The sequence below is a fragment of the Planctomycetota bacterium genome, assembly GCA_016872555.1.
GTDB lineage: Bacteria > Planctomycetota > Planctomycetia > Pirellulales > UBA1268 > F1-20-MAGs016.
Map to the genome: position 1 here is coordinate 26,129 of VGZO01000014.1, position 26,219 is coordinate 52,347.

General features: G+C 69.8%; 19 protein-coding genes. 10 read left to right on the plus strand and 9 right to left on the minus strand.

Annotated elements, in window-relative coordinates; translation table 11 throughout:
- Positions 1-232 precede the first annotated feature (232 nt).
- The 3 genes from FJ309_06810 to FJ309_06820 are packed head-to-tail and all read right to left on the minus strand — an operon-like array spanning position 233 to position 3,810.
- Positions 233-1,231: an NAD-dependent epimerase/dehydratase family protein gene (locus FJ309_06810; GenBank protein ID MBM3954307.1), complete on the minus strand. Its 999-nt coding sequence runs from the start codon at positions 1,229-1,231 to the stop codon at positions 233-235.
- A gap of 4 nt (positions 1,232-1,235) precedes the next feature.
- On the minus strand, positions 1,236-2,255 hold the full coding sequence (locus tag FJ309_06815; protein MBM3954308.1) for an NAD-dependent epimerase/dehydratase family protein: 1,020 nt from the start codon (positions 2,253-2,255) through the stop codon (positions 1,236-1,238).
- Between the two features lie 25 nt (positions 2,256-2,280).
- A complete protein-coding gene (locus FJ309_06820) occupies positions 2,281-3,810 on the minus strand; it encodes an adenylyltransferase/cytidyltransferase family protein (GenBank protein ID MBM3954309.1) in 1,530 nt (509 codons plus the stop codon).
- Positions 3,811-4,003: 193 nt separating this feature from the next.
- Between FJ309_06820 and FJ309_06825 the strand changes: the two genes are divergently transcribed.
- Positions 4,004-5,143: a 6-phosphofructokinase gene (locus FJ309_06825; GenBank protein MBM3954310.1), complete on the plus strand. Its 1,140-nt coding sequence runs from the start codon at positions 4,004-4,006 to the stop codon at positions 5,141-5,143.
- A gap of 98 nt (positions 5,144-5,241) precedes the next feature.
- Complete coding sequence (gene acs / locus FJ309_06830; GenBank protein MBM3954311.1) at positions 5,242-7,218, plus strand: acetate--CoA ligase; 1,977 nt, start codon at positions 5,242-5,244, stop codon at positions 7,216-7,218.
- Between the two features lie 167 nt (positions 7,219-7,385).
- Here the strand turns inward: acs and FJ309_06835 are convergent, their stop codons facing one another.
- A complete protein-coding gene (locus tag FJ309_06835) occupies positions 7,386-8,561 on the minus strand; it encodes a DUF937 domain-containing protein (GenBank protein MBM3954312.1) in 1,176 nt (391 codons plus the stop codon).
- A 304-nt stretch (positions 8,562-8,865) separates the two neighbouring features.
- On the opposite strand from FJ309_06835, the gene FJ309_06840 reads away from it, so the two are divergent.
- Positions 8,866-11,391 carry a U32 family peptidase gene (locus FJ309_06840; GenBank protein ID MBM3954313.1) on the plus strand — a complete coding sequence of 842 codons (2,526 nt, stop codon included), beginning with the start codon at positions 8,866-8,868 and terminating at the stop codon, positions 11,389-11,391.
- A 57-nt stretch (positions 11,392-11,448) separates the two neighbouring features.
- On the opposite strand, the gene FJ309_06845 is transcribed toward FJ309_06840, so the two are convergent.
- The 3 genes from FJ309_06845 to FJ309_06855 form a co-directional block, all read right to left on the minus strand.
- Entirely contained in the window at positions 11,449-11,919 is a 471-nt protein-coding gene (locus tag FJ309_06845) for a carboxypeptidase regulatory-like domain-containing protein (GenBank protein ID MBM3954314.1), read from the minus strand.
- Positions 11,919-12,914, minus strand: a complete 996-nt coding sequence (locus FJ309_06850; protein MBM3954315.1) for a DUF1559 domain-containing protein — start codon at positions 12,912-12,914, stop codon at positions 11,919-11,921. Before FJ309_06850 ends, FJ309_06845 begins: the two co-directional genes overlap by 1 nt.
- 177 nt (positions 12,915-13,091) lie before the next feature.
- On the minus strand, positions 13,092-16,094 hold the full coding sequence (locus FJ309_06855; GenBank protein MBM3954316.1) for a DUF1854 domain-containing protein: 3,003 nt from the start codon (positions 16,092-16,094) through the stop codon (positions 13,092-13,094).
- On the opposite strand from FJ309_06855, the gene FJ309_06860 reads away from it, so the two are divergent.
- Entirely contained in the window at positions 16,093-16,734 is a 642-nt protein-coding gene (locus tag FJ309_06860; GenBank protein ID MBM3954317.1) for a DUF1080 domain-containing protein, read from the plus strand. The genes FJ309_06855 and FJ309_06860 overlap by 2 nt on opposite strands.
- 234 nt (positions 16,735-16,968) lie before the next feature.
- Complete coding sequence (cysK, locus tag FJ309_06865) at positions 16,969-17,946, plus strand: cysteine synthase A (GenBank protein ID MBM3954318.1); 978 nt, start codon at positions 16,969-16,971, stop codon at positions 17,944-17,946.
- Between the two features lie 9 nt (positions 17,947-17,955).
- On the opposite strand, the gene FJ309_06870 is transcribed toward cysK, so the two are convergent.
- On the minus strand, positions 17,956-18,672 hold the full coding sequence (locus FJ309_06870; protein MBM3954319.1) for a J domain-containing protein: 717 nt from the start codon (positions 18,670-18,672) through the stop codon (positions 17,956-17,958).
- A gap of 146 nt (positions 18,673-18,818) precedes the next feature.
- Here FJ309_06870 and FJ309_06875 point away from each other — a divergent pair, with 146 nt between their 5' ends.
- Entirely contained in the window at positions 18,819-20,936 is a 2,118-nt protein-coding gene (locus FJ309_06875) for a peptidylprolyl isomerase (protein ID MBM3954320.1), read from the plus strand.
- Between the two features lie 65 nt (positions 20,937-21,001).
- Positions 21,002-22,321 (plus strand): aminotransferase class I/II-fold pyridoxal phosphate-dependent enzyme, encoded by a 1,320-nt coding sequence (locus tag FJ309_06880; protein ID MBM3954321.1) that lies wholly within the window; start codon positions 21,002-21,004, stop codon positions 22,319-22,321.
- A 14-nt stretch (positions 22,322-22,335) separates the two neighbouring features.
- Here FJ309_06880 and FJ309_06885 read toward each other — a convergent pair whose 3' ends face one another.
- On the minus strand, positions 22,336-24,006 hold the full coding sequence (locus tag FJ309_06885; GenBank protein ID MBM3954322.1) for a sigma-70 family RNA polymerase sigma factor: 1,671 nt from the start codon (positions 24,004-24,006) through the stop codon (positions 22,336-22,338).
- Between the two features lie 754 nt (positions 24,007-24,760).
- On the opposite strand from FJ309_06885, the gene FJ309_06890 reads away from it, so the two are divergent.
- The 3 genes from FJ309_06890 to rplT all read left to right on the plus strand — a co-directional run bounded on the left by FJ309_06890 (position 24,761) and on the right by rplT (position 26,107).
- On the plus strand, positions 24,761-25,321 hold the full coding sequence (locus FJ309_06890; GenBank protein MBM3954323.1) for a translation initiation factor IF-3: 561 nt from the start codon (positions 24,761-24,763) through the stop codon (positions 25,319-25,321).
- Between the two features lie 51 nt (positions 25,322-25,372).
- Positions 25,373-25,576, plus strand: a complete 204-nt coding sequence (rpmI, locus tag FJ309_06895; protein MBM3954324.1) for a 50S ribosomal protein L35 — start codon at positions 25,373-25,375, stop codon at positions 25,574-25,576.
- A gap of 153 nt (positions 25,577-25,729) precedes the next feature.
- Positions 25,730-26,107 carry a 50S ribosomal protein L20 gene (gene rplT / locus FJ309_06900; GenBank protein MBM3954325.1) on the plus strand — a complete coding sequence of 126 codons (378 nt, stop codon included), beginning with the start codon at positions 25,730-25,732 and terminating at the stop codon, positions 26,105-26,107.
- Positions 26,108-26,219: the final 112 nt, after the last annotated feature.

Genomic DNA, 26,219 nt, shown 5'->3' on the forward strand with positions numbered 1-26,219 from the left:
CCACCATGGTGCAAAAAAGGAGCCAAGCCGCGGTCAAGTCTGCGGCGGCCGGGGCAGGGCAACGCGCGCGCGCTGCCCAGACACCGACCGCTGCTCCTAGGAGCGCCGCGAGCGGCACCAGCCGCGCCGGACTACGCGGCCGCAGCATGCGCCAAGCGGCCACATGGATGGCGACGGTCGCCAGCAGGCCGATAATCGGGGCAAGGAGCGAAAACACGGCGCGAAGTGTCCCTTACAACTTATGAACGTAGTCTGCGGGAATCATCCGCAGCCGGTCGAGGTTGATCTTCATCCAGTCGATCGTTTCACCGATTACGTCGGCCACCGTGAGCTTCGGCTCCCAGCCGAACTCGCCGCGGGCCTTCGTGCAGTCGAGCAGATAGGCCGGATCCTGGGCGAGCCGCGGCGGCGTGGACTCGACGGCGTCGTCGAACCGTGCCCCGAGCTGCCGGCAGATCTCCTCGACGACCTCGCGGATCGTCTGGTTGGTGCCGGTGGCGAGGTGGTAGACGTCGCCGGCGATCCCCCGACGGGCCACGGCGAGCGTGCCCCGGGCGACGTCGGCCATGTGGATGAAGGAGCGGACGCTCGTGCCACCCCCTTCGAGCTTGAGCCGGCGCCCCGTGAGGATGCAGAACACCGTCCGGGGGATGATCCGGTACAGCGGCTGTCCTGGCCCGCAGACGTTGGCCGCCCGCGTGAACGCGACGGGGAAGCCGTAGGCCTTCCGGTAGGCCTGGAGGTTCATGTCGCAGGCCGCCTTCGACACGGCGTAGGGGGTGCTCGGGTTGAACGGCGCCGTTTCCTTCACCAGGCCGCTCGTGCTGCCGTAGACCTCGGGGGTAGAGATCTGGACGAACTTCTTGAGAAACTCGGCCTTCTTCAGCCGGTCGACCAGCCGGGCCGTGGCGACGACGTTGGTCTGGTACCAGTGCTCGGGATGGTCCCAGCTCTGGGCGACCATGCTCTGTGCGGCGAAGTTGATGACGTAGTCCGGCCGGGCCGCGTCGATCACGGCGCCGATGCCCTCGAGATCACGGTTGAAATCGAGGGCGTGGAACGTGAACCACTCGTGCGGTGCCCACCGGTAGGGGAGGAGCGCTTCGTCGGGCTCCGCGGAGCGGCTGATCCCGATCACCCGTGCGCCGTCGGCGAGCGCCTCGGCCACGAAGGTGGCGCCGGAGAACGAGTTGCTCCCGAGGACGACGAAGGTTTCGGACGGCGGGGCCATGGGCTCACTTCAGGTGGATGGCCTTCATCGTCTTGATGTTGGAATACCTGGTGTCGGTCATCGAGTCGGGGAGCTTGCCGGCCTTGAAGGCCCGGATCAGGTCGCGGGCCCCGTCTTCGACGGTGTGCCGCGGCGTAAAGCCGAGCACCCGGCGGATCTTGTCGGAGTTGATCCGGTAGGAGCGGATATCGTCCGACGGGGTGGTGACGATCTCGATCTCCCCCTTCTCCGGCATCTCCTCGCGGACCACGTTCCGCACCACCTCGGCCGTCTCGGCGACGGAATAATTCTGGTAGCCGGCGTTGAAAATCTGGCCGGCGATCGTGTCGTCGGGCGCCTCGAGGAGGAGGCAGTACAGGTCGACCATGTCCTGCATGTGGAGGTTGGGCCGCATCTGCACGCCGCCGAACACCGTGATCCGGCCGTTGTTGACCGCGTGATTGGTGAGGATGTTGACCGTCAGGTCGAGTCGCTGGCGTGGCGAGTAGCCGCAGATCGTCGCCGGTCGCACGGCGACCGTGGTGAACGACGGCGCTTGCTCGGCCAGCAGCAGCGGCTCACAGGCGGCCTTGTACTTGTTGTAGAGCGACACCGGTACCAGCGCGTGCTCTTCGGTGACCTGAGGCGAGTCGCTGACGCCGTAGACGCTCCCCGAGGAGGCGAAGACGAACCGGCGGACCCCCGCCGCCTTCGCCGCCTTCACGGTCGGGCCGAAGGAGTCGAGATTCACCGACTTGGAAAGGTCGGGGTCGAGTTCGACGCTCGGGTCGTTGGAGATGCAGGCCAGGTGGATGACCGCATCAACGCCGCGGACGGCCCGCTGCACCGCTTCGTCATCGCGGACGTCGCCCGCGATGATCTCGAGCCGCGGATGGCCAGCGACGGCCGCCAGGGCCTCCGCACCGTAGATGAACAGATCGAACACACGGACGCGGTAGTCGAGCTCGAGGAGCCGCGGCACGAGCACCGCCCCCACGTATCCCGCGCCGCCGATCACCGCCACGCTGTCGAAACGCCGTGCCACGTACGCGCACTCCCGTCGCCGCGGATCAGTTCTTGAGCAACGACTCGATCTGCCGTGTTAGCGCCACGCGGTCGATCGGGTCGCGGTTGGCCACGCTCGCCACCGCCAGCGCGCCGGCGGCGTTTCCCGCCAAGCCGACGACCTCGAGCGGCGCGTTCTGGACCGCCACGAGCGCCGACACCGAGAGAAAGGCGTCGCCGGCTCCGATCCGGTCGACGACCTTCCCCGCCACCGCCGGAATCTCGATCGGGCTGCCGAAGCGCTCGCTGCACAGGCAGCCGTGCCGGCCGCGGGTCACGGCCAGCCGGCGGCAGCCGAGCGCTCCCTGGACTTCCCGGGCGAGCTGCCGGATGTCGCCGTGCCGGTCACGGGCCTCGATGCGGATCTCGTTCTCGGTGGCGGTCATGTAGTCCGCGGCCGGATACTTGGAGAGGGCGTGGTGGCCGAGATTCCCGGCGTTGCACTGGGCGTTGACCGCCAGGAAGCGGGCCTGCTCCCGGATCAACCGCCGCGTCCGCTCGCCGAGCATGGCGTGGCCGAAGTCGATGACGATCACCAAATCGTAGCCGGGAATCTCCCGCTCCAGCAGCCGGCAGACCTCGTCCTCCTCGGCGGCGGAGGGTGCCGCGTCGTTGATCTCGTAGATCTCGAGGAGCTTGAGAAAGAAGTAGTGCTCGACGAGCCGTTGCTTGAGGATCGTCGGCGAGTCGCGGCGCGTGATGAACGTCGGCCGGACGTTGGGCCGGAGCTTCTCGGCGATGAACGCGGCGTGCGACGGGCTGTCGCCGATCTGGGCGATCACGCCGACCTCGTTGCAAAATCCGGCGACGTGGTTGGCGGCGGCGAGGATGCCCCCGGCGAAGCGCTCGGCGGACTGCCGCCTCACGACCATCGTCGGCTCCTTCGACGACTTCCCGATCGCCTCACAGTACACGTACTCGTCGATGATCGGCTCGCCGACGAGCAGCACGCGGAGGCCGCGGGCGCGCTCGAGGTAGCCGAGCACCTCGTCGGCCGGATGGCGCTGCGAGAATCCCGCCAGGTACGACTGCACCTCCGGCGCGAGCGTGCTCATGTGGCGGTTGATGAGCCGCGTCGAGCTGAAGACGTCGCCGGCGGTGAAGACGATCCGCCCGCCGACTGCCACGACCGCCCGCTCCTCGTCGTTGATCTTGCCGGTCACGTCCTTGGACATGTCGGCGTAGTCGGGGCCTTTGACGTAGCAATCGGGGCGGATCAGGGCGATCGCCTCGACGGCCGTCGGGTGCGGGTTGATCGCGACGAAGTCGACACACTCCAGGCCGGCGATGACCTCGGCGCGGAGCTGCTCGGGGAAGGCCGGACGGTGGGGACCCTTGTTGACGAACCGGTCCGTCGTGAGGGTCACCACGAGCACGTCGCCGAGGGCCTTCGCCTCTTCGAAGTAGCGGAGGTGGCCGACGTGGAGCAGGTCGAAGACGCCGTGGCAGTGGACCACGCGCTGGCCGGCCTTGCGGCAGGAATCGAGGACACGGGCCAGTTCGTCCAGACTCTTGTGTTTGCCCGACTGCTTCATCTATGGTCGCCGGCAGTGGTCACCGGCAGGGCCGGAGTGAGGCAGGGATTGCAGGGAACGGACCCGATTCGTTTGTATTGCACCACAGGCCGATTGCAAGCCGGCACCCGTGGCGCCGTGCCCGGTCGGTCCGCCTGCCGCGGACCGAGGGGTGGGAAGTCCCGCCGCCCCCGACACCTCCCAGGATCGAGCGATGGCCAACCGCAAACCCTGCATCGGCGTGCTCACCGGCGGCGGCGATTGCCCCGGGCTCAACGCCGTGATCCGCGCGGTGGTCAAATCGGCGACCCGCCTGGGATATGACTGCGTCGGCTTTCTGCGCGGCTACGAAGGACTCGTCGATCCGGTCAGCTACATGCCGCTCGACCGGCAGAACACGTCGGAGATCCTCCTCCGCGGCGGGACGATCCTCGGCTCCACCAACAAGGGCCGGTTCACGGCGCTGGTCGGGCACGGCGAGCGGGTCCGCATCGACCCTGACCTTCTCGCCCAGGCCGGCGACACGCTCCGCCGGCTCCGCGTCAGCGGCCTGATCTGCGTCGGCGGCGACGGCTCGCTGGCGATCGCCCAGCAGCTCTTCGAGCACGGATTGCCCGTCGTCGGGGTTCCGAAGACGATCGACAACGACCTCGGCGCGACCGCGTTCACGTTCGGCTTCGACTCGGCGGTGGCCACGGCGACCGACGCCCTCGACCGGCTCCACACCACCGCCGCCAGCCACGAACGGGTGATGGTCCTCGAGGTGATGGGGCGCCACGCCGGCTGGATCGCCCTCCACGCCGGCATTGCCGGCGGCGGCGACGTGATTCTGATCCCCGAAATTCCCTGGACGTTCGAGGCGGTCTGCGCGCATGTTTCGGCGCGCGAGGCGGAGGGAAGGCGGTCGACGCTGATCGTCGTCGCCGAGGGGGCGGCGCTCCCCGACGGCGGTCTCGTCCACGAGGCGACTGCCGACGCCCAGCGCCAGGTGAAACTCGGCGGGATCGGCCAGCGCGTGGCCGCGGAACTCGGCGCTCGGCTCGACCGCGAGGTCCGCGCCGTCGTCCTCGGCCACCTTCAGCGCGGCGGCACGCCGACGCCGTTCGACCGCCTCCTTGCCACGCAGTTCGGCGCCCATGCGGTGGGCTTGGTACACGACGGGCGGTTCGGAGAGATGGTCCGCTACCGGCCGCCACACATCGAGGGGGTGCCGATCGCCACCGCGATCCACGAATTGTCGGTCGTCGATGCCGCGAGCTCGGCGGTGCGCGCCGCCCGCGCGCTGGGGGTGAGCTTCGGCGATGGCGTCGCGGCGACGGAGACGGCTGCTCGCGGCACCGCCGCGCGTGGCTGACCGGCCTGCGGCAGGCTACAACTGTCGGCTTCGCGGGGTGGAATCGGCCGCCGGTTCAGCCGGCAGCCCCCGGCGGAGGCGAGGCAGTGGAGGCGAGCATGTCGGAGTCGCGACGGGCGGCGGGGCGGGTGGCGAGCGTGATGCATGAGGAGCGGGTTTTCCCGCCGCCGGCGGAGTTCTCGCGCCGTGCCCGGATCGGCAGCCTCGCGGACTACAGGCGGCTGTACGACGAGGCAGCCGCCGATCCCGGGGCGTTTTGGGATGCACGGGCCCGCGAACTGCCGTGGATCACTCCCTACGGCCGGGTCCTCGACTGGCGTCCACCCCACGCGCGGTGGTTCGTCGACGGCAGGATCAACGCCTCCGCGGTGTGCCTCGACCGCCATGTCGCGGCCGGGCGCGGTGGCAAGACGGCGCTGGTCTGGGTCGGGGAGCCGACCGGCGAGCGCTGCGTGATGACCTACGCCGACCTGCTCGCCGAGGTCTGCCGGCTCGCTGCCGGTCTCCGCAGCCTCGGGGTGGGACCTGGGCAGGTGGTCTCGATCTACATGCCGATGACCCCGGAACTTGTGATCGCGATGCTCGCCTGCGCCCGGATCGGCGCGGTCCACTCGGTGATCTTCGGAGGGTTCTCCAGCGAGGCGATCGCCGACCGCAACCAGGACGCCGCGGCAGTGGCGGTGATCACCGCCGACGGTGGCTGGCGGCGCGGGGCGCAGCTCCCCCTCAAGGCCAACGTCGACCGTGCCCTCGCGTCCCCTCACCACCCGCCGACGACGGTCAAGCACGTCATCGTCCTCGAGCGGACGGGCCAGGCGGTGGAGATGGTGCCCGGCCGCGACGTCTGGTGGCACGATCTCGTCTCCAGCCAGCCGACCGACCTGCCGCCGGCCGCGATGGATTCCGAGGATCCACTGTTCATCCTCTACACCAGCGGCTCGACCGGGAAGCCGAAGGGAATCAAGCACACGACCGCCGGCTACGTGCTGTGGGCGAAGACGACCGCCGAGTGGGTCTTCGACCTCCGTGATGACGATCTGTTCTGGTGCACCGCCGACTGCGGCTGGATCACCGGCCACAGCTACGTGACCTACGGCCCGCTGGCGGCTGGGGCGAGCATCCTGATCTACGAGGGGGCGCCCAACGCACCCCACGAAGGACGCTTCTGGGAGATCGTCGAACAGGAGCGGCCGACGATCTTCTACACCGCGCCGACGGCGATCCGCTCGTTCATGAAATGGGGGCTCCAGCACGTCGAGGGGCGCGATCTCTCCAGCCTCCGCCTGCTCGGCAGCGTCGGCGAAGGGATCAATCCCGAGGCCTGGATGTGGTACCACGAGAAGATCGGTGGCGGCCGCTGCCCGATCGTCGACACCTGGTGGCAGACCGAGACGGGCGGGATCATGATGAGCCCCTTGCCCGGCTGCACGCCGACCAAACCGGGCAGCTGCACGCTCCCCCTCCCCGGCGTCGTACCGCAGATCGTCGATGCCGCGGGCGACGCCATCGAGCAGGGCGAGGGGGGGTGGTTGGTGATCACCAAGCCCTGGCCCGGCATGCTCCGCGGCATCTGGGGCGACGAGGCGCGGTTCGTCGACACCTACTGGTCCAAGGTGCCCGGAAAATACCTCGCCGGCGACAACGCGCGGCAGGATGCCGACGGCTACTACTGGATCATGGGGCGGATCGACGACGTCCTCAATGTCGCCGGGCACCGGCTGTCGACGATCGAGATCGAGAGCGCCCTGGTCAGCCACCCTGCCGTGGCCGAGGCGGCGGCGGTCGGCCGGCCTCACGACGTCAAGGGGGAGGCGGTCGCGGTGTTCGTGACGCTGCGGTCGGGAAACCCCGACGATTCCCTCAAAGACGCGCTCCGCAAGCACGTCCGCCAGCAGATCGGGGCCTTGGCGGTGCCCGACGACATCCGCTTCACTTCCTCATTGCCGAAGACGCGCAGCGGCAAGATCATGCGCCGTCTCCTCCGCGATATCGCCGCCGGCCGTGAGACGGTCGGAGACACGACGACGCTCGAGGATTACACGGTCCTGGCGAACCTCCGCAGCAACGACGAATAACACACGGTGGCCGGCCACTGGATGCGGCCGGAGGAGCGCCGGGCTTCCCTCGCGCTCTGCCTCGCGGTCGGTACGCAAACGAAAAAAGGTCGGGCCGGCTCGCGCCGGCCCGACCCCTTCGATTCATCGCGTCAGCGTTCGTCGCCGCCGCATCTGGTCGACGGTATTCAGACGCCCAGCGCCTTGAGGACCTCGACCATCGGATTGACGACCGGGCCGAGGATCTCGCCCACGCCCGGGATCGCCATCACCTTCTCGATCAGCCCAGTCAGGCTGCCCATCCCCTTGCCGACCGTCTCCTTGACCGCCGCCCGACCGGCGTCGGGCAGGGCCGCCGTCCGATCCTTGATCGACGTCAGCGTGGGGAGGAGATCCTTGAGGGTCGGGACGATCGACTCGGCCGACGCCGCGTCGGTCACGCCGCCGAGGGTCGTGGTGAGGCTGCCGAACAGGCCGGTGAGGTCCTCGCCGATCTTGACCGCGTCGCCGAGGTTGGCGGGCAGTTCCAGGCCGCTGTCGGCCGGCTTGACCTCGATCTCGCGGGCCGGCTCGACCGAAAGCGGCATCTGCACGTTCGGGGCCGCCATCTGGTTCCCGGCTGGCTTGTTGGCGCTGTTGTTCAGGTACCACCAGGCGCCCAGGCCCACCAGCGGCAGAAGCAACAGCGGGAGCCATGCCGGGAAGCCCGACCCGGTCGGCTCCGGCTCACGACGGGTCTGCGAGTGGGAGTGTGAGTGGTCGACGTGAGTCGAACGCCGCTCCTCGCCCCGCCGCTCGTCGTGGTGGCCACCGCCGGCGACGGCGCCGGTCGCGGCACTGACGAAGTCACCCAGCGACAGCCCCTTGGGCAACGCACCGGTGATGTTCGAGGCCTGCGACGACAGCAGGCTCTGCACGCCGCGGGCGTCGATCTTTCCACCCTTGAACGAGCTGGCCACCTGCCCGAGGACGACCGGGGCCAGATACGTCAGCAGCGTCTTGGTCATTCCGGGCTTCATGCCGAGGAACGAGGCCAAGGCGTTGACCAGCATCGAGGTGCCGGCATTGCCGAACAGCGAACCGAGCAGGCTGCCGCCCATGTCGGCGGCGCGGCTGGCATTCGATCCACCGAACAGGCCGGCGAGGTTGCCGAGCATGCCCATGTCGAGGCCGCCGAGCGCCGAGGCGATCTGCCCCGCACCGTTGTCCGTCGACGCCAGCTTGGAGAGCCCGCTGAGCAGCGCCGGTACGGCTGCGGCTGTTGCCGACTTGGTCTGCCGGCTGTCGGCGCCAATCAGCGAGCCGAGGCTGCCGAGGACGGCGTCGTTGGACAGTTGGCCCGTGATCATCTCAACCAGATTCATTTGCAGCTCCAGAAGCAGAAGAAAAAACGCCGCCCGCCGATCAAGCGGTGAACGGTCATGAAAACCGTGTACCGATCCCTCTCTCAGGGATCCGTTGTCTTACCCCCTTTTTCGGGTCGCCACAAGCAGCCCGCGGAACCGTTTCGGCCGCTGAAAAGAGCTGACGGACGGGGCGATTGTGCGGGCAGGACGACTGGCTGAAGGCACCCGTTGCAGACCATGGAAACCCTTGGCGTTTCCCGCGGTCGCCCGAGTGGACAAAGGCCAGGGAGGGCTTTGTCCACGGACAGCTAGACTGCGAGACATGACCGACCGCCGCACGCCGCCGGGCCCCGAATTGCTCTCCCCGGCCGGGGACCACGACTGCGTGGCGGCCGCCGTCGAAAATGGTGCCGATGCCGTCTATTTCGGCCTCGATGTCGGGTTCAATGCCCGAGCCCGGGCGACCAATTTCACGCTCGAGGAGCTGCCCCGGCTCGTTTCCGACCTCCACCGCCGCGGGGTTCGCGGCTACGTCACGCTCAACACCCTGGTGTTCCAGGCGGAGCTCGCCGACGTGGCGCGGGTGGCGGCAGCCGTCGCCGCCGCAGAGGTCGACGCGGTGCTCGTCCAGGACGTCGGCGCCGCGCGGCTGATGAAGGTCGTCTGCCCCGAGCTGCCCCTCCACGCTTCGACCCAGATGACGCTCTCGAGCGCCGAGACGATGGTCCTCGCCCGGCAGTTGGGGATCGAGCGCGTGGTGGTGCCGCGTGAATTGTCGGTGGCGGAAATCGCGCAGATCGCGGCGGCGACCGATCTCGAGCTCGAGGTCTTCGTCCACGGCGCGCTGTGCGTGGCGTGGTCGGGGCAGTGCCTGACGAGCGAATCGCTCGGCGGGCGGAGCGCCAACCGTGGCCAGTGCGCCCAGGCCTGCCGGCTCCCCTACGAGCTGGTCTGCGACGGCCGTCCGGTCGACCTCGGCGCCCAGCGGTATCTGCTCTCGCCGCAGGATCTCGCTGCCCACGCGCTGGTGCCCGATCTGATCCGCGCCGGAGTGGCGAGCCTCAAGATCGAGGGGCGGCTGAAGTCACCCGAGTACGTGGCCGCGATCACCCGTCACTACCGTTCAGCGATCGACGCCGCCGTCGCCGAGCGGCCCGCGCCGCTCGACGCAGCCGCGCGCGAGGAGATGGAGATGGTCTTCTCGCGCGGGCTGTCCACGGGATGGCTCGGCGGCACCGACCACAAGCGGCTGGTGCCCGCCACCAGTAGCGCCAAGCGTGGGCTGCGCGTGGGAACGGTGACCGCGACGCGGCGCGGACGCGTCGAGGTGGAGCTCTCGGGGAGCCTGCAGCGCGGCGACGGCGTCGCGTTTGGCGGTGTCGCCGACGATCCGTCCGGCGGGCCCGGTGGGCCGCAAGGGGGCCGGATCTACGAAGTCTTCGCCGCCGGGGAATCGGTCGGCGGCGCGGTTGCCGCCGGGCGGGTGGAGCTGGCCTTCGGCCGCGACGCCGTCGACGTCAACGCCGTGGCACCCGGACAGGCGGTCTGGAAGACCGACGACCCACGGCTCAGCGCACGGCTGCGCGAGACCTTCGCCGGGCGAACGCCGCGCCGCCGCCGGGCCCTCGACCTGACCGTCCGGGCGGTGGTCGGCGAGCCCCTTGCGGTGACGGCCAGGGTGGCGGGCTCCCCTGGGGCTGTGACGGTGACGGCAGACGATCCCCTCGAGCCAGCGCGGCGCCACGCGCTCGACACCGCCGTGCTCGGGGAGCAGTTCGGCCGTCTCGGCGGAACGGCTTACCGTCTCGAATCGATCGCGGCCGAGATCGTCGGCGCGCCGATGGTGCCGTTGAGCGTGCTGGGGAAAGTCCGTCACGCGCTGGTCGCCAAGCTCGACGCTGCCTCCACCGACCGGGCACCGCGGGCGATCGACATTGATGCGGGAATAACGCTCGTCGCCGCGGTGGCCGACCGGTCCGCCGCCGCGCCCACCACGCTCCACATCCTCTGCCGGTCCGTCGAACAGGTCGAGGCGGCGGTCGGCCTCGGGGTCGCCGACCTGTACGCCGAGTTCGCCGACATCCGGCGCTACGCCGATGCCGTCCGGATCGCGCGTGCCTCGGGGGCGCGGCTGTTCACCGCCACGCCGCGGATCCACAAGCCGGGGGAGACCGGGATCTTCGCGCTCCTCGAGCGCCAGCGTCCCGACGGCATCCTGGCGCGGAACGCCGCCGCCCTCGACCACTTCCACGCCCGCGGCGTGCCGGTGGTCGGCGACTTCTCGCTCAACGTCACCAACGCCCTGTCCGCCGGGCAGTTCCTCGCCGCCGGCTGCCGCCGGGTGACCGCCGCCTACGACTGCGACCGCGAACAGCTCCTCGCCCTCGCCGAAGCCGTGCCCGGCGGGGCGCTCGAGGTGGTGATCCACCAGCGGATGCCGCTGTTCCACATGGAGCACTGCGTGTTCTGCGCGGTGCTCTCGCCGGGGACCGACAAGACCAACTGCGGCCGGCCGTGCGACGACCATGTCGTCCACCTCCGCGACCGAATCGGGGTCGAGCATCCGCTCACCGCCGACGTCGGCTGCCGCAACACGCTCTACAATGCCGTCCCCCAGACCGGCGCCGAGGTCGTCGCGCGGCTGCGCGCGGTCGGGGTCCGCGACCTCCGCGTCGAGGTGCTCGCCGAGTCGGCTGCCGAGGTCGCGACCGTCGTCTCCGCCTATCGCGGGTTGCTCGCCGGCACGCTCGACGCCCGCACCGTCCGCACGCGCCTCGGAGCGATGAACCGCGTCGGCGTCACGACCGGCACGCTCGAAACCCGGCGCGACCCGCTGGCGATCGTGTGACGACGCTGGCGGAGCGCGATCATGCCCTCCCCGACGGCGCCCAGCGGGCCCGTGGGCTCAGGTGCTCTTCGCGTCGATCGCCACCGGTGCGCCCGGCCGGACGTCGACCTCGATGCCCGACGTCGCCGGATCCTCGAGCTTCTTCGGCACCGCGCGGAACGTGCCCTCCAGTTCGCGCATCGACACCGGTTGACCGCCGCCCCCGCCGCGCGCCTTCTCGGCAGCGGCTGCCATCCCGGCGTACATCGATGTCTGCACGGCGACGCGGTAACGGCCGGGCGGGATCGCGTACAGCCGGAACGACCCGTCCTTCTGGATCGTCCCCGAATGCGCCTCCCCGCCCCCGGCCGGGGTGAGCACGACCATCCCCATCTCGAGCGCCGTCCCGTCGAGCCGCGCGGTGCCGGTGGTGTCGATCCCGACCGTGGCCTGACCCCCACACCCGACGAGCGCGACGAGCAGCCAGAAGGCGGCGGCGGGACGGGCGAGTCCCCACACGACGGGGAGCCCAGTCGGACGGTCGCGCATCATTCCAGCTCCAGGGAGGACCGATCCTTCGGCAGGATCGCGGCGTTCCAGGCCGTCTGGTCGACGTTGACGTTGACCGCCCGGGTGCTGCCGTCCCCCATCCCGCAGAGCACGACGCCCGGAGAGTGCCCGATCGCCCGGGTCTCCGACCAGAGGCACTGGCTGCGCTGTGGCGTCGCCAGGGGGAGGAAGAACGACCGGTAGTTGGGGTCGTTCTGGTTGCTCGTGTAGCCGACGTTGATCCGTGCGAACACCGGCCAGTAGCGGTCGTCGGCGGGGTGGCCCCAGGCGTTGCCGAAGGTGTCGGTGTTGTTGGGCTGCGGGGCCGGACCACACCCCATCCGCCGCTCCGCCAGGAAGATCGTCTTGCTCGTGCCGTCGATCACCGAGGCCATCGTCTTCTGGCCGTGGGTGTTGTGCCAGTTCCAGATGTCGCCAGGGACGTTCTCCGGCCGGCCGAACACCTGGAAGTTGCAGCCATAGCTGCAGAGGGCGACGTCGACCGGATTCCGCCACATCCATCCGGCCGAGAAGCCGCCCGCGTGAATCGACGAGGTGGCGCTGGCGTCGTTGGGTGCGACGAGCGTCGGGATCACGACGCTCATCGCGGCGCGGGTGGCGTCGATCTGCCCGAGGCCGCTCCCCTTCCAGTTGGAGATCGCGTTGGGGAGTTGCCCCTCCTCGAAGTAGGGCGTCAGGCAGAAGAAGAACGTGCCGTCGCTCTTGGTGTAGCCGCCGGTATACGTCGGGCTGCTCCACCAGAAGGCGACCGCCGGCGGGAAGCACTTCATCGCGTCGTGGGCGTTGTGGGTGGCCAGGCCGATCTGCTTGAGGTTGTTGAGGCTCTGCGACCGCCGTGCCGCCTCGCGCGCCGCCTGCACCGCCGGCAGGAGGAGGCCGACGAGCGTGCCGATGATCGCGATCACGACGAGGAGTTCGACGAGCGTGAACCCGCGGCGGCGTGAGGCCGGGAGCAGGACGGTGGATCCGGTCATGGAGTGGGCTCCGACGAAGGTCGGGAAACGGATGATCGGCGGCCCGGGCAGGCTGTGCACCGACGGGTCTCGCCGCACGGTCCGATTCTGGGCAGCCCTGCAGGCGGGGTCAACGCCACGGGCACCAGAAGGGCCGGCGGCGCGAGCCCGCCCCGCGGCCCGCCGGCGCGGTACCGGTCACCAGTAGATGTACTGGAGGAACCGCTCCCGGTCGGGCTGGGGGAGGTCGTCGAGGCGGCGCACGACCCAGCGGTTTTCCTCGGTATCGACGAGCATCTTCCCTTCGGCGCCGAACTCGACGGCCTGGCTCTGCGTCCAGCGCGTCGTGAACCGGCGCCGACCGACGTCGGTTTCGACGTCGAAGTCGAGGTAGCCGTGGCCGAGGCGTACGGCGTGGATGCGGCTGATCTCGCGGATCAGCGCCCGGCGGCGGAGCGCCGCATCGATCACCGCGCGGTCGGCCGCGGGCCAGTCGGCGAGGTCGCGGATCATCCCCAGCTCGATCTCGTCGCCGTTCTCGTACCAGCCGCGCACCGACAGCCAGGCCTGGGGCCACGACGCCGGAAAGGTGCGGACGATGAACGCCGCCGCCGCCAAGGCCGTGCCCTCCTCGAGGAGCACGATCCGGTCGTGATCGCCGCGCTGGAAGCGGTGCCGGGCCGGGTCGAGCCAGCGGATTCCCGTCGTCCGTCGGGGCGCCGGCTCCGCGGCCGGCTCGTCGCGCGGCGTGTCCTTTTCCTGCTCGGCGAGCAGCGTGTCGACCGTCGGCTGCTTGGTGACCTGCGTCTGGATGCGCACCAGCCGGGCGTAGATCCCGTCGCGGGCGAGCAATTCGGCGTGGGTTCCCTGCTCCACCAGCCGGCCGCGGTCGAAGGCGAGGATCCGGTCGGCGTTGCGCAGCGTCGACAGCCGGTGGGCGATGGCGATCGTCGTCCGGCCGCGGACGAGCTCCGCGAGCGCTTCCTGGATCGCCTTCTCGGCCTCGGCGTCGATGTTGCTGGTGGCCTCGTCGAGGACGAGGATCCGCGGGTCGTAGAGCAGCGTCCGCGCGATCGAAAGCCGCTGCTTCTCCCCCCCCGACAGTCCCGCGCCGTGCTCGCCGAGGAGCGTCTCGTAGGCCAGCGGCTGGCGGCAGAGGAAGTCGTGGGCCCCGGCCGCCTTGGCCGCCTCGAGCCCCTGCTCGATCGTCGCGCCGGGGCGCCCGTAGGAGAGGTTCTTCCAGATCGTGCCGCGGAACAGGAACGAGTCCTGGAACACGATCCCGAGGCGCTCGCGCAGCTGCCGCGTCGACAGCTTCCGGACGTCGATCCCGTCGATCGTGATCGCCCCCTCCTGCACGTCGTGGAACCGTCCCAGCAGGTTGACCAGCGTCGTCTTTCCCGACCCCGAACGGCCGACGATCCCGACCATCTCGCCGGGGGCGACGGTAAAGCTCACGTCGCGGAGGACCGGCTGGTTGCGGTCGTAGCCGAAGGTCACGCCGGAGAAGCCGAGCTCGCCGCGCACCTCCGGCCACGGCGCCGGATCCGTGGCGTCGGGGATCGTCACCGGCGTGTCGAGCAATTCGAGGACGCGCTGGCTGCCGGAGAGGAAGCTCGTCAGCCAGGTGGTGAAGTTCGAGAGCGCCCCCAGCGGCGCGTAGAACATCGCCAGGTAGGCGAGGAACGCGATCAGCTGGCCGAGCGACATCTTCGCGCCGATCACGTCGAGGCCGCCGACGTACCAGACGATCAGCCCGCCGAGGCTGAACACGATCTGCATCGTCGCCGAGTAGGTGGAGTTGGTGCGCTCGACCCACAGCCGCCAGTCGGAGAGGTGATCGCTGGCCTGCTGGAACCGCTCGCGCTCCCTCGGCTCCTGGGCGAAGGCCTTGACGACGCGGATCCCCGACAGCATCCCCGACAACGCCGCCATCTGCTTGCTCGACGCGTCCCACAGCCGGTAGTGGCGCGGGTAGACGTGCCGCCAGAAGATCCACGAGCCGAGGATCACCAGGGGCACCGGGATCAGCGTGAACAGCGCCAGCTTCGGGTTGATCCACACGAGCATCGCGCCGACGCCGACGAGCTGCACGATCTGGAGGAGGAAGCCTCCGGTGATCTGGTGCATCAGGCCGTGGAGGACCTCGCTGTCGTGGGCCACGCGGCTGATCATCGAGCCGACCTGGTGGCGGTCGTAGTAGGCGATCGCGAGGTTCTGCAGCTTGTCGACCATCTCGCGGCGCAGGGATCCGGCCAGCCCGGTGCCGATCGTCGTCGCCAGCCGCCCCTTGAGAACGCCGACCACCGAGAGCACGATCCGCGAAAACGCCAGTGCCAGCACGACCACGAGCAGCGCGGTACGGAAGTCGGCCGGGGAGGTCGTCGCGCCGTCGGCAGCGCGCGCCGCGGCGCTGCCGGTGAGGACGTCGTCGACCATGTATTGCTGGAGCTTGGGCGGCACAAGCTCCGCGACCACGCCGAGGAGCGTCAGCAGGCACAGCGCGATGGCGCCGCCCCGGTGGGGTGCGAGGATCGCGGCGACGCGCGCGAGGATCCTCCCCTTCTGCATGCAGCGCGGGCAGGATTCCTCGCGGACGGTCAGCCGCAGCGAGCACGACGGGCAGCGCGGCGGATCGAGCGGCCCATCGATCACGATCGGACCGACGATCGCCGGCGGGGCGTCGCCCTCGGTGGGGGCGGCTTCGCGCGCCAGTTCGAGGGCCCGCGACACCTTGTGGAACCGGGTCGCCAGCGCGTTGGAAAACCGGATCAGGTCGATCCAGCCGCCGTCGGCCTTCACCTGGAGCGTGCCGCCGCCGACGCCGGCGCTGGTCCGCACCTGCTCGACCTCCGGCCAGGGGACGAAGCGCACGAGCCGGGCCGCCGGGGAGGCGCCGGCGTATTCGCCGGCCGCCGGGGGGGCATCGGCGACGACCGAGAGGTGGTCGGCGGTGACGACGAGCCATTCCCGGTCGGGGGTGCCGTCGAGGGCGACGTTGCTGTCGACCGCGATGAGCACCGGGCGGTTGTCGAGCCCGGCGGCGTGCAGGCAGCGTTCGACGGCGGCGGGCGGGGGGGGGAGCGGGCTGCCCGCCGGCAGGGGCGCTGGCCCGTCGGCCGCCGGGGCGTTAGGCTCGTCGCGCTTCGTGACGGTGCGGATGGCGGCTTCCTTTCCTGACTTCCGGCGGAGTATTCCCATGGCTTACGCGGCGACTGGAGCGGCGGTTCGGCGGGTGGCGCTCGGTGTGGCGATCCTGGCCGCGGCGGCGGCCCGGGCCGACGAGCCCGGCTTCGAGCCGCTGTTCGACGGCAAGAGCCTCGCCGGCTGGAAGGTCAACGAGAACCCCCAAAGCTGGAAGGTCGAGGGGGGCGAGATCGTCTGCCACGGCCCGCGCAGTCACTTGTTTTACGTCGGTGCCGACGCCGCCAAGCCGGCCGAGTTCAAGAACTTCCACTTCAAGGCCGAGGTGATGACCCGGCCGGGGGCCAACTCGGGGATCTTTTTCCACACCAAGTTCCAGCCGGAGGGCTGGCCGGCGGCGGGCTACGAGATGCAGGTCAACAACTCCCAGGGGGATCCGGTGCGAACCGGGAGCATCTACAACGTGGTCAAGAATTTCACCGCGCCGGCCAAGGACGACGTCTGGTTCACCGAGGAGGTGGTCGTCAAGGACAAGCAGATCACGGTCCTCGTCGACGGCAAGGTGCTGTTCGAGTACGTCGAGCCCGACGGGGTGACCGGGACCCGCAAGCTCTCGGCCGGGACCTTCGCGCTGCAGGCCCACGATCCGGGCAGCGAGGTCCACTACCGCAACATCCGCGTCAAGCGGCTGCCGTAGGCGGCGGCGTCGGGCGTCCGCGGGATCGGGCCGGAGCCGACGGTGCGGCCCCCGCCAGCGCGGCGGCCGGGGCGGGGTGGATGGGGAGACGGCGGAGGGGGCGGAAACCAGGGTTGTTCGCCGGCGGCGAAAACCGTACGGTGCCCCGGTGGCGATGCTCGCCCCGCGGCGCCGCCGCGCCGGTCGCCGTGACCGGCGGCAAGGGCCGCGGTTTCCTCCGCGACGGGTGACCCCATGGTCGGTTCCGCGCACGCCTCCTCCACGCTCCCCCTCGGCATCCGCGACGACATCACGCAGTGCATCGGCCGCACGCCGCTGGTGCGCCTCCGCCGCGTCACCGAGGGCTGCCACGCCACGGTCGTCGGCAAGATCGAGAACATGAACCCGCTGTGGAGCGTGAAGGACCGGATCGCCTGCGCGATGATCGACGCCGGCGAACGCGAGGGGCGGATCGGCCCCGACACCGTGATCATCGAGCCGACCAGTGGCAACACCGGCATCGGCCTGGCCTATGTCTGCGCCGCGCGCGGCTACACGCTCCGCGTGACGATGCCGGAGAGCATGAGCCTCGAGCGCCGGCGGATGCTCAAGGCGCTCGGCGCGGAGCTGGTCCTCACGCCGGCGGCCGAGGGGATGCCGGGCGCCGTGCGCCACGCCGAGGACATCAGCCGGACCAGCGAACGCTACTTCATGCCGCAGCAATTCAAGAACCCGGCCAACCCCGAGATCCACCGGCGCACGACCGCCGAGGAGATCTGGGCCGACACCGCCGGGATGGTCGACATCCTCGTTTGCGGCGTCGGCACCGGCGGCACGATCACCGGCTGCGGCGAGGTGCTCAAGGCGAAGAAGCCGGGGCTCAAGGTGGTGGCGGTCGAGCCGGCCAACAGCCCGGTGATCTCGCAGAAGCTCGCCGGCGAGCCGATCAAGCCCGGGCGGCACACGATCCAGGGGATCGGAGCCGGGTTCATTCCCGAGATCCTCAACCTCTCGATCATCGACGAGGTAGTGAAGGTCGACGACGAAGACGCGATGGAGACCGCCCGTCAGATGGCCAAGCGCGAGGGGTTGATGTGCGGGATCAGCTGCGGGGCCGCCGCCTGGGCGGCGCTGCAGGTCGCCCGACGCCCGGAGAACTCCGGGAAGATGGTCGTCGTCGTCCTTCCCGACCTCGGCGAGCGCTACCTGTCGACGCGGCTGTTTCCCGAGTGAGCCGGCCGGTCAGGCCGGCGGGGCGTCGCCCAGTTCGAGCTTGAGGCGCCGCGGCATCCCGATCCGGCCGAACATCCCCACGCTCCCCTTGGGGAGCCCGAGGAACTCGAGCTGCTCGAACCATCCCGGCACCTCGGCGCCCAGCTTGCCGACGGCCGTGCCGCGGAGATCGAGGCGCCGCAGCCCCTTGAGCTCCTTGAGCTGGAGCAGGCCGGTGTCGGTGAGCGTGCCGCCGGCGAGGTCGAGCGTGTGGAGGTCCTTGAGCGACTCGGCTCGGAAGCCGACGAGCACCGCGAAGGCGTCATCGGCCTTCGGCCCGCGGAGCGTGATCCGGACGAGTTTGTCGGCGACGTGTCCGAAATCCTCGCCGAAGCTCTTCCGCAGCCAGTCGGTCTCCTCCATCTCGATCTCGCCGCCGCGTTCGATCGTCTCGGCGGCCACGTCCTGCTGCTGTGAATAGATCTCCACCTTCGACGCCAGCCACTCGAGCTTCGAGGCCTTGAATTTCACATACTCGTTGGCCTCCTCGTAGGCCTTCTGCAGCCGGATGAACGCCGCCGGATCACCGCCACGGTCGGGGTGGGCCGCCATCGCCCGGGCGAGGTAGGCCTGCTTGACGTCCTCGGCCGTCACCGGGGGGAGGAGACCGAGGATCGTCAGGCACGCCGGATGGTTGGGATCGGTGCCCCGCTGCGGACGGCCGTCGGCGCTCTTCTCGGTGGACATGGCGCGGGTACCTGGGGGAACTGGGGGAACGACGGGGTGGAGCGTATCGCACGAACCCAGGGTCGCCAACGTGGGTCGTTCCCGGTCGACTACGCCGCCGCGGTTCGCCTTGATCGCGTTTCCTCCGCGGCCTATCGTCGCGGTCGATGATCGGGGCCGCACCCGCGGTCTCCGCGGCGGCCATCGCGCCGGCACGACGCCGGGGAGCGGGCCGCGGGATCTGCTCGCGCGACGTGCCAGGGAGGGCGACCGTCATGCCAGGGGGAGAGTCGTCGGGTTTCGGATCGCGGTCGCTTGCCGCGTTGTCCGAGAATCAACGTGACCGCGCGACCGGCCGCTGGCGCCGGCCGTGGCTCCGCGAGGCCCTCGTGGCACTGGCGGTGATCGCCGCCGCCATCGGGTGGCGCGCGACGACCGGCGACAGCCGTGCCGTCGCCAAACCGCCGCGGCCTGCCGAGCCGGCCCCGGTCTCCCGACCGGCCGACGAACTGGTGGCGTTGGTCAACGGCGCCGAGATCCGGCGCGGGCAACTGGCGGCCGAATGCCTCGCGCGCCACGGGCGTTCCGTGCTCGATTCGCTCGTCAACAAGCGGATCATCTCCCAGGCGTGCCGGCAGCACGGGATCGTCGTCTCAGCCGCCGACGTCGATGCCGAGATCGACACGCTCACCCGCCGCTTCAACGTGCCGCGTGCCAAGTGGATCGAGATGATCGGCCGGGAGCGCGGTGTCACGCCACGGCAGTACGCCGACGAGATCGTCTGGCCGATGCTCGCCCTCCGCCGCCTCGCCGCCGGGGCGGCCGATCCGACCGCCGAGGAGATCGCCGACCTGTACGACAACCAATTCGGTCCGGCCGTCAAGGCGCGGATCATCGTCGCCGGGTCGGCGGCGGAGGCGGAATCGCTCCGCCGCCGCGCGCTGGCGGCCCCCGACGAATTCGGGGCCCTCGCCCGGCAGCACTCCGTCGACGTCGGCAGCGCCAGCGCCAACGGCTGGGTCCAGCCGGTGCGCCGGAACTCCGGCGAACCACGCTTCGAGGCGGTGGTGTTCGGGCTCGCCGAGGGGCAGATCTCCGACGTCGTCCAGGTGGCCGACCAGTTCATCGTCGTCAAGTGCGAGGGCCACCTGCCGGCCGCCGACGTCAAGCTCGCCGACGTCCGCGACCAGCTCGCCGCCGAGCTCGCCGAGCGCAAGAGCCGGGAGTCGGCGACGACGGTCTTCCGGTCGCTGCGCGACGCCGCCACCGTCGTCGACGGCCTGGCCGATGCCCGGGCGGCTGGCGGTGCCGCGGCGCTGGTCAACGGCGAGCCGATCCCGTTCGACGAGGTCCAGGCCGTCTGCCTCGAGCGCCACGGCACCGACGTCCTCGAGGTGCTCGTCTCGCGCACGCTCCTCAAGCAGGCCCTCGACCGCGGCGGAGTTTCCATCGCCCAGGCCGACGTCGATGCGGAGATCGCCCGGGCCGCCGAGCTGATGGGGTTCCGCACCGCCGCGGGCGAACCCGACGTGGCGGCGTGGCTCGACAAGGCGACGCGGGATCAGGGGGTGCCGCTGCAGCACTACCTCGAGGACATCGTCCAACCGACCGTCGCGCTCAAGAAGCTCGTCGGCACGGTCCCGGTGACGCGCGAGGACCTCGACCGTGCGTTCGAGGCCACGTTCGGCCGTCGCGCCCGCTGCCGGATGATCGTCCTCGACAGCCAACGGCGGGCACAGGAAGTCTGGCAATTGGCCCGCCAGCAGCCGACCGCGGAGCGGATCGGGGACCTCGCCGAGCGTTACTCGGTCGATCAGGCGAGCCGCGGACTGCGGGGCGAGGTGCCGCCGATCCAGCGCTTCGGTGGGCAGCCGGCGCTCGAGCGCGAGGTGTTCGGTCTCCAGGCCGGCGAGCTGTCGGGCGTGGTGCAGATTGCCGACCGCTTCCTGGTGATCTACTGCGAGGGCTTCACCGAGCCAGCGCCGGTGACGTTCGAGGAGGTCCGCAACGAACTCTACGACGACATCCACGAGAAGAAACAGCGGATCGAGATGGCGCGGATGTTCACCCACCTCCGTGAATCGGCGGCGATCGACAATCATCTTGCGGGCACGAGCCAGTCGCCCACGGCGGCTCCCGCCGGCGCCGTGATCCCCGCGACCGCCGGGGTGCCCGCCGAAGCCCCGACGCCGCGCGCCGGCAGCCGGCGCGGCACCGCATCCGGCGACGGCGTCGTCCCGGCGTCGCTCGAAGCGCCGCCGGGAGCTCGGGGCGTTGGCCGCTGAGCGGGCTCGGTGGGTGACGGGGGCCGCCGGCTGTAGAATCGGCGGCGACCGAGGAACCCATCCCGATGACGACCCCCGCCGACCTGCAACCGCCCATTGACGCCGCCGACGAGGCCGATCGCTCGACCGCCACCGCCGACGGCCCCACCGATCTGGCCGCCGACCGCGGTCCCGGCACGGCGCCGCCGCAGTTTCGCCTCGCCGATCGCGTGGCGAGCCTGCCCCCGTACCTGTTCGCGCGGATCAATCAGCTCACCTACCAGCGCCGCCGGGCCGGCCACGACATCATCGACATGAGCATGGGCAATCCGTCGGATGCCCCGAGCCACGCGGTGATCGACAAGCTCGCCGAGGCGGCCGCCGACCCGCGGAACCACGGCTATTCGCCCGCGCTGGGAATCATGAGCCTCCGCCGCGAGGTCGCGTCGCGGTATCTGAAGAAGTGGGGGGTGCGGCTCGATCCGGAGTCGCAGGTGATCGGTACGCTCGGGTCGAAGGAGGGGTTCGGCCACCTCTGCCTGGCGACGATCGGGCCCGGCGACGGCGTCGTCGTGCCGGCCCCCTCCTACCCGGCGCACGTCTACGGCGTCGCCCTCGCCGGCGGCACGGCGCACCTCTTCGACACCACCGACCCGTCCCGCTACCTCGCCGACATCGCCCGCGCCGCCGAGACGGTGCGGCCGAAGATGGTGATCGTCAATTTCCCCCACAACCCGACCGCCACGGTCGTCGGCCCCGACTTTTACCGCGAGGTGGTTCGCCTGGCGCTCCGGCACGGCTTCATGGTCGTCTCCGACCTCGCCTACGCCGACGTCACCTTCGACGGATACTCGAGCCCGAGCATCCTCGCCGTCGATGGCGGCGACCGCGTCGCGGTCGAGTTCACGACGATGAGCAAGGGGTTCAACATGGCCGGCTGGCGCGTCGGCTTCTGCGCCGGCAACCGCGAGATCGTCAAGGCACTGGGCACGATCAAGACCTACTACGACTACGGCATGTTCCGGCCGATCCAGATCGCCGCCATCGTCGCCCTCCGGCATGGCGAGGCCGACGTCGAGGCCCAGGCGAAGATTTACGAGCGGCGCCGCGACGTGCTCTGCGAGGGGCTGGCCCGGATCGGCTGGCCGGTCGCCGTGCCGAAGGCCTCGATGTTCGTCTGGGCGCGGATGCCGGAGTCGCTCACCAGCCGGATGTCGAGCATGGATTTCGCCGCCAAACTCCTCGAGGAGGCCGACGTGGCCGTCAGCCCCGGTGCCGGTTTCGGCGTTGCCGGGGAGGGGCACGTGCGGATGGCCCTGATCGAGAACGAAAGCCGGATCCGCCAGGCGGTGCGGCAGATCGGCCGCTCCCTGGCGGCCGATCTGCGCCCGTCGTTGACCGGCTGACGAGAGCTTGTCGCTCAGCCCAATTCCGGGAGGGTCGCCTCCGCGGCGGCGGCCTCGCGCAGCTTCTCGAGAGCTTTGGCCTCGATCTGCCGGACGCGCTCCTTCGTCACCCCCAGTGCCGAGCCGACCTCCTTGAGGGTCTGTGGCTCGTGGCTGTGATCGAGACCATAGCGGCGGATGATGATCGTCTGCTCGCGGGAATCGAGCCGGTCGAGGAATCGCCCCACCTGGCGGAGCCGGTCGCTCTCGACGAGCCGCGACTGGTGCTCGTCGGCGCGGGTGTCGGCGGCGGTTTGGAGAAGGTCCATGTCGGCGGCGCGGAACCGCTCCCGCCGCCGATGCTCGTCCGGAATCGTCCGGGCGAAGTTCTTCATGATCGCCCACGAGGCGTAGGTGCTGAACTTGTTGCCGCGGGCGTAATCGAACTTCTCGACCGCCTTGATCAGCGACATGTTCCCGTCGCTGACGAGGTCGAAGAAGCTGTCGCCCGACGACACCCGCCGCTTGGCGATCGACACCACGAGGCGGAGATTGGACCGGACGAGACGGTTCTTCAGCGTCACCACTTCCTCGTACAGGCGCTCGATCTGGTCCATCAGGCGGCCGCTGGGACGCTGCGGATCGAGTTGGGAGCGGAGCTCGCTCGCCTTGTACTTGAGGTAGTTGAACTTGCGGAACAGCCACACCTCCTGCTCGCGCGTCAGCAGCGGGACCTCGTAGAGGCTCGCCAGGTAGGCCGGTAGGCCCGACGGGCGGCGGACACGGCGCGTGGCATCGTCGAGCCCGGGGAACGGCTGGTTCACGACCTCCTCGGCACTGCGCCGGGCGAACAGCGCGTTGGGGATGTAGTCGAGCGGCAGCTTGAGCACCTGCTCGCAACGCTGGGCGAGGATGATCCGGTAGATGCCGGCCCGGCTGCGATGGTAGCGCTGGGCGATCGAGTCGACCGATTCACCGCCGAGGTGGAGCTGGTAGATCCGCACGCAGACTTCGGGTCGGAGGTTGCCGTCGACCGCCGGAAAGACCTCGGCACCGGGGTGCTCGCGGTCGTGCTGCTTGATCGTGTAGCGGATCGTCTCGACGCTGCGGTTGAGCCGCCGCGCGATCCGCCGGTGGATCTCGGCGGGGGTCGCACCGAGACCCGCCAACCGCCGCGCCCAGGCGATGATCCGCGCGTGTTCGTCGACGGAGAGTTGGCTGAAACGCGTGCCGCGCTCGACCCGCAGCGGGTTGTCGGCCACGAACCGATCGACAGTCGTGGGACGGAAGCCGACCCGGCGCCGCCCGCCGAGTTCGATCGTCTCCGGGACCAGTCCGTGCGTCCGCCACCGTGAGATCGTCTTGGTGGAGACGTTGAACCGTCGCGCGACGTCCTCGATCGACAGCAGCGCGGCAGAGTCGCCCCGCGTCTGTTCGGCCGGGAGGGCCACGGTGGCATGCCGTTGGCCGTCGTCACCCTGATCGAACTGATCGAACTGATCGAACTGGTCGAACTGGTCGAACTGGTCGAGATCGTGGCCGACGGTCAGCCCCGGCGCCGCACCGGCGCCCGAGAGATTCCGTTCAGCCTCGAGAAACCGGACAAGAGAATCGTCTGCTGTCGAGCGCATGGCATTCCTCCAGGTCCGGCGATCCCTCGCCGGGGGGTGGGTCGGAGCGGCCCCTGATGGCCCCGACACCGTCATCGCGGAGAAACCGTCGACGTCGTCACCGACGCATCGGAGGGCGTTCGCGGCACGGACCCGCAGGTCGATGTGGCCGCCGATCGCTCGTCCGGAAAATCGCGGGAGTCATCCCTGACACCCGTCTGCCCCGTCACGGGTCGCCAAAGTTATACGCCCATGGGCCCGAAATGTTCTGCCGCTCGGAGGGTGATCTTGACTTTTTTCCTGGCGCGGCTCCGCGGCCCCCTTCTTGCCCCGATCATCTGCTCTGAAGTTGAACCACTGCAGTGGTTTAGGACGAGGCCCTGAATGCGCCTGAGACACCTTCCCGACCGAGACGATCAAAGAGTCCGTTCGGTTTGGGAAGGCTGGGTCGATGGACACTTTGGCCGACCTTCGGCCGAAGACCTCCCGAACGGCCCGGCGGGAGGCGGTCCGCGGCTTGACTGATAGGGAAACCTGTGGGATTCTGCGAGGTTCTCAGGGACGAGTCCATCGGTCTCCGGCATTTGCCTCGACGCGTCAGCCGGTGATTCAGGACCGTTGATGATCGCCTCCGTGAGGTGGCGTTCGCGATCCTGCCGATGTGGATGATCCGGGCTGACGTCGGCTCCCGGCCCTGTCGGCAGGGCCGCGGTGTCTGGGTTGCGACCGGCGCGGGATTCCTGCGGCGTGTTCGTAGCTGGCCTCGAGTGGCAGCTTCGGGTGTGCGGCACCGCGGACGAGACGCGGTGGGTGGGACAAAACGAGTCGTGCCCCGCGGGCTCGTGCCGTCATGCGGCCGGTAACGGCCGTCGGCAGGCGCGGGTTTCATTGGTCGACGGAGTCAGCAGCCATCGAGAAGCAGCATCGCATCAACGAACAGATCCGGATCTCGCCGATCCGGGTGATCTCGGCAGAGGGGGCCCAGCTGGGCATCATCTCCACCGACGAGGCGATGGCCCGGGCCCGCGAGGCGGGCCTCGATCTGGTCGAGGTGGCACCCAACGAGAAGCCGCCCGTCTGCCGGATCATGGATTTCGGCAAGTTCAAGTACCAACAAAAGAAGAAACAGCACCGCACCCACGTCCACCAGACGAAGATCAAGGAAATCCGGCTTCGGCCCAAGACCGGCGACCACGACATCGAGTTCAAGGTCAACCAGGCCCGCGGATTTCTCCAGCACAAGGACAAAGTGATCGTGTCGGTCGTGTTCCGTGGACGCGAGTTGGCCCACATCGACGAGGGGCAGCGGGTGATGCGCAACATCCTCGAACAACTCGATCCTGTCGGGAAGGTCGAGTCGCCGCCCCAGCAGATGGGACGCCGGCTCGTTTGCACGCTCACCCCCCGTTGACAGCTGCCGCACAACGTTTCGAGTCACCCCGTTTTTCCGGAGAGTCGGCCGATGCCCAAGCAGAAGACGCACAAGGGGGTACGGAAGCGCTTCCGTCTCACCGCCAACGGCAAGGTGAAGCACCGCCGTGCCGGCACGAGCCACCTCCAGGTGAGGCTGACGGCGAAGCGGCGGCGGAATCTCCGCGGCACCGGTGTTCTCGCCTCGGTCGACACGCCGAAGATCGTGGCGGCCCTCGGCAAATACAGCTACTGATCCGCCGCGCCGTTCGGCGCCGACCATTCCCGGGGCGTTCCCCGCGGCCGGCGGCGAGTGTCATTCCCCAACCGATCCCCGTCGTGTAGCCTCTCCTCTCCAGAAACAGACCACCTCCGGGTTCATCCCGGAACGATTCCGGAAATCCGAGCCATGCGCACCAAGAGCGTCGTGCCCCGTCTGCGGGCCAAGAAGCGGCTGTTCAAGCGGGTCAAGGGTTCGGTCGGCGGACGTCGGCGCCTCCTCCGCACCGCCAAGGAATCGATCATCCGTTCCGGCGTCTTCGCCCGCCGCGACCGGCGGCGGCGGAAGCGCGATTTCCGGCGACTGTGGATCGTGCGGATCAATGCCGCGGTGCGGCAGCGTGGCATCCGCTACAGCCAGTTCATCGCCGGTCTCGAGAAGTGCGGCTGCGAGCTCGATCGGCGGACGCTCGCCGAGATGGCGGTGCTCGATCCGACCGGATTCGACGCCGTGGTCGAGCGGGTCCGTGCGGCACTCGATTTGCCGGCTCCCGCGGGCGCTGCCTGAGTTCCGGCGGCGATGGGCCCGGCGTCGGCCGCCGGCGATGTCGGAGCTGACGGCCACGGTCGTGGGCTCGCTTCAGGTCGGCCGTGGTCGCTCCCGGTGGACTGACCCGGTG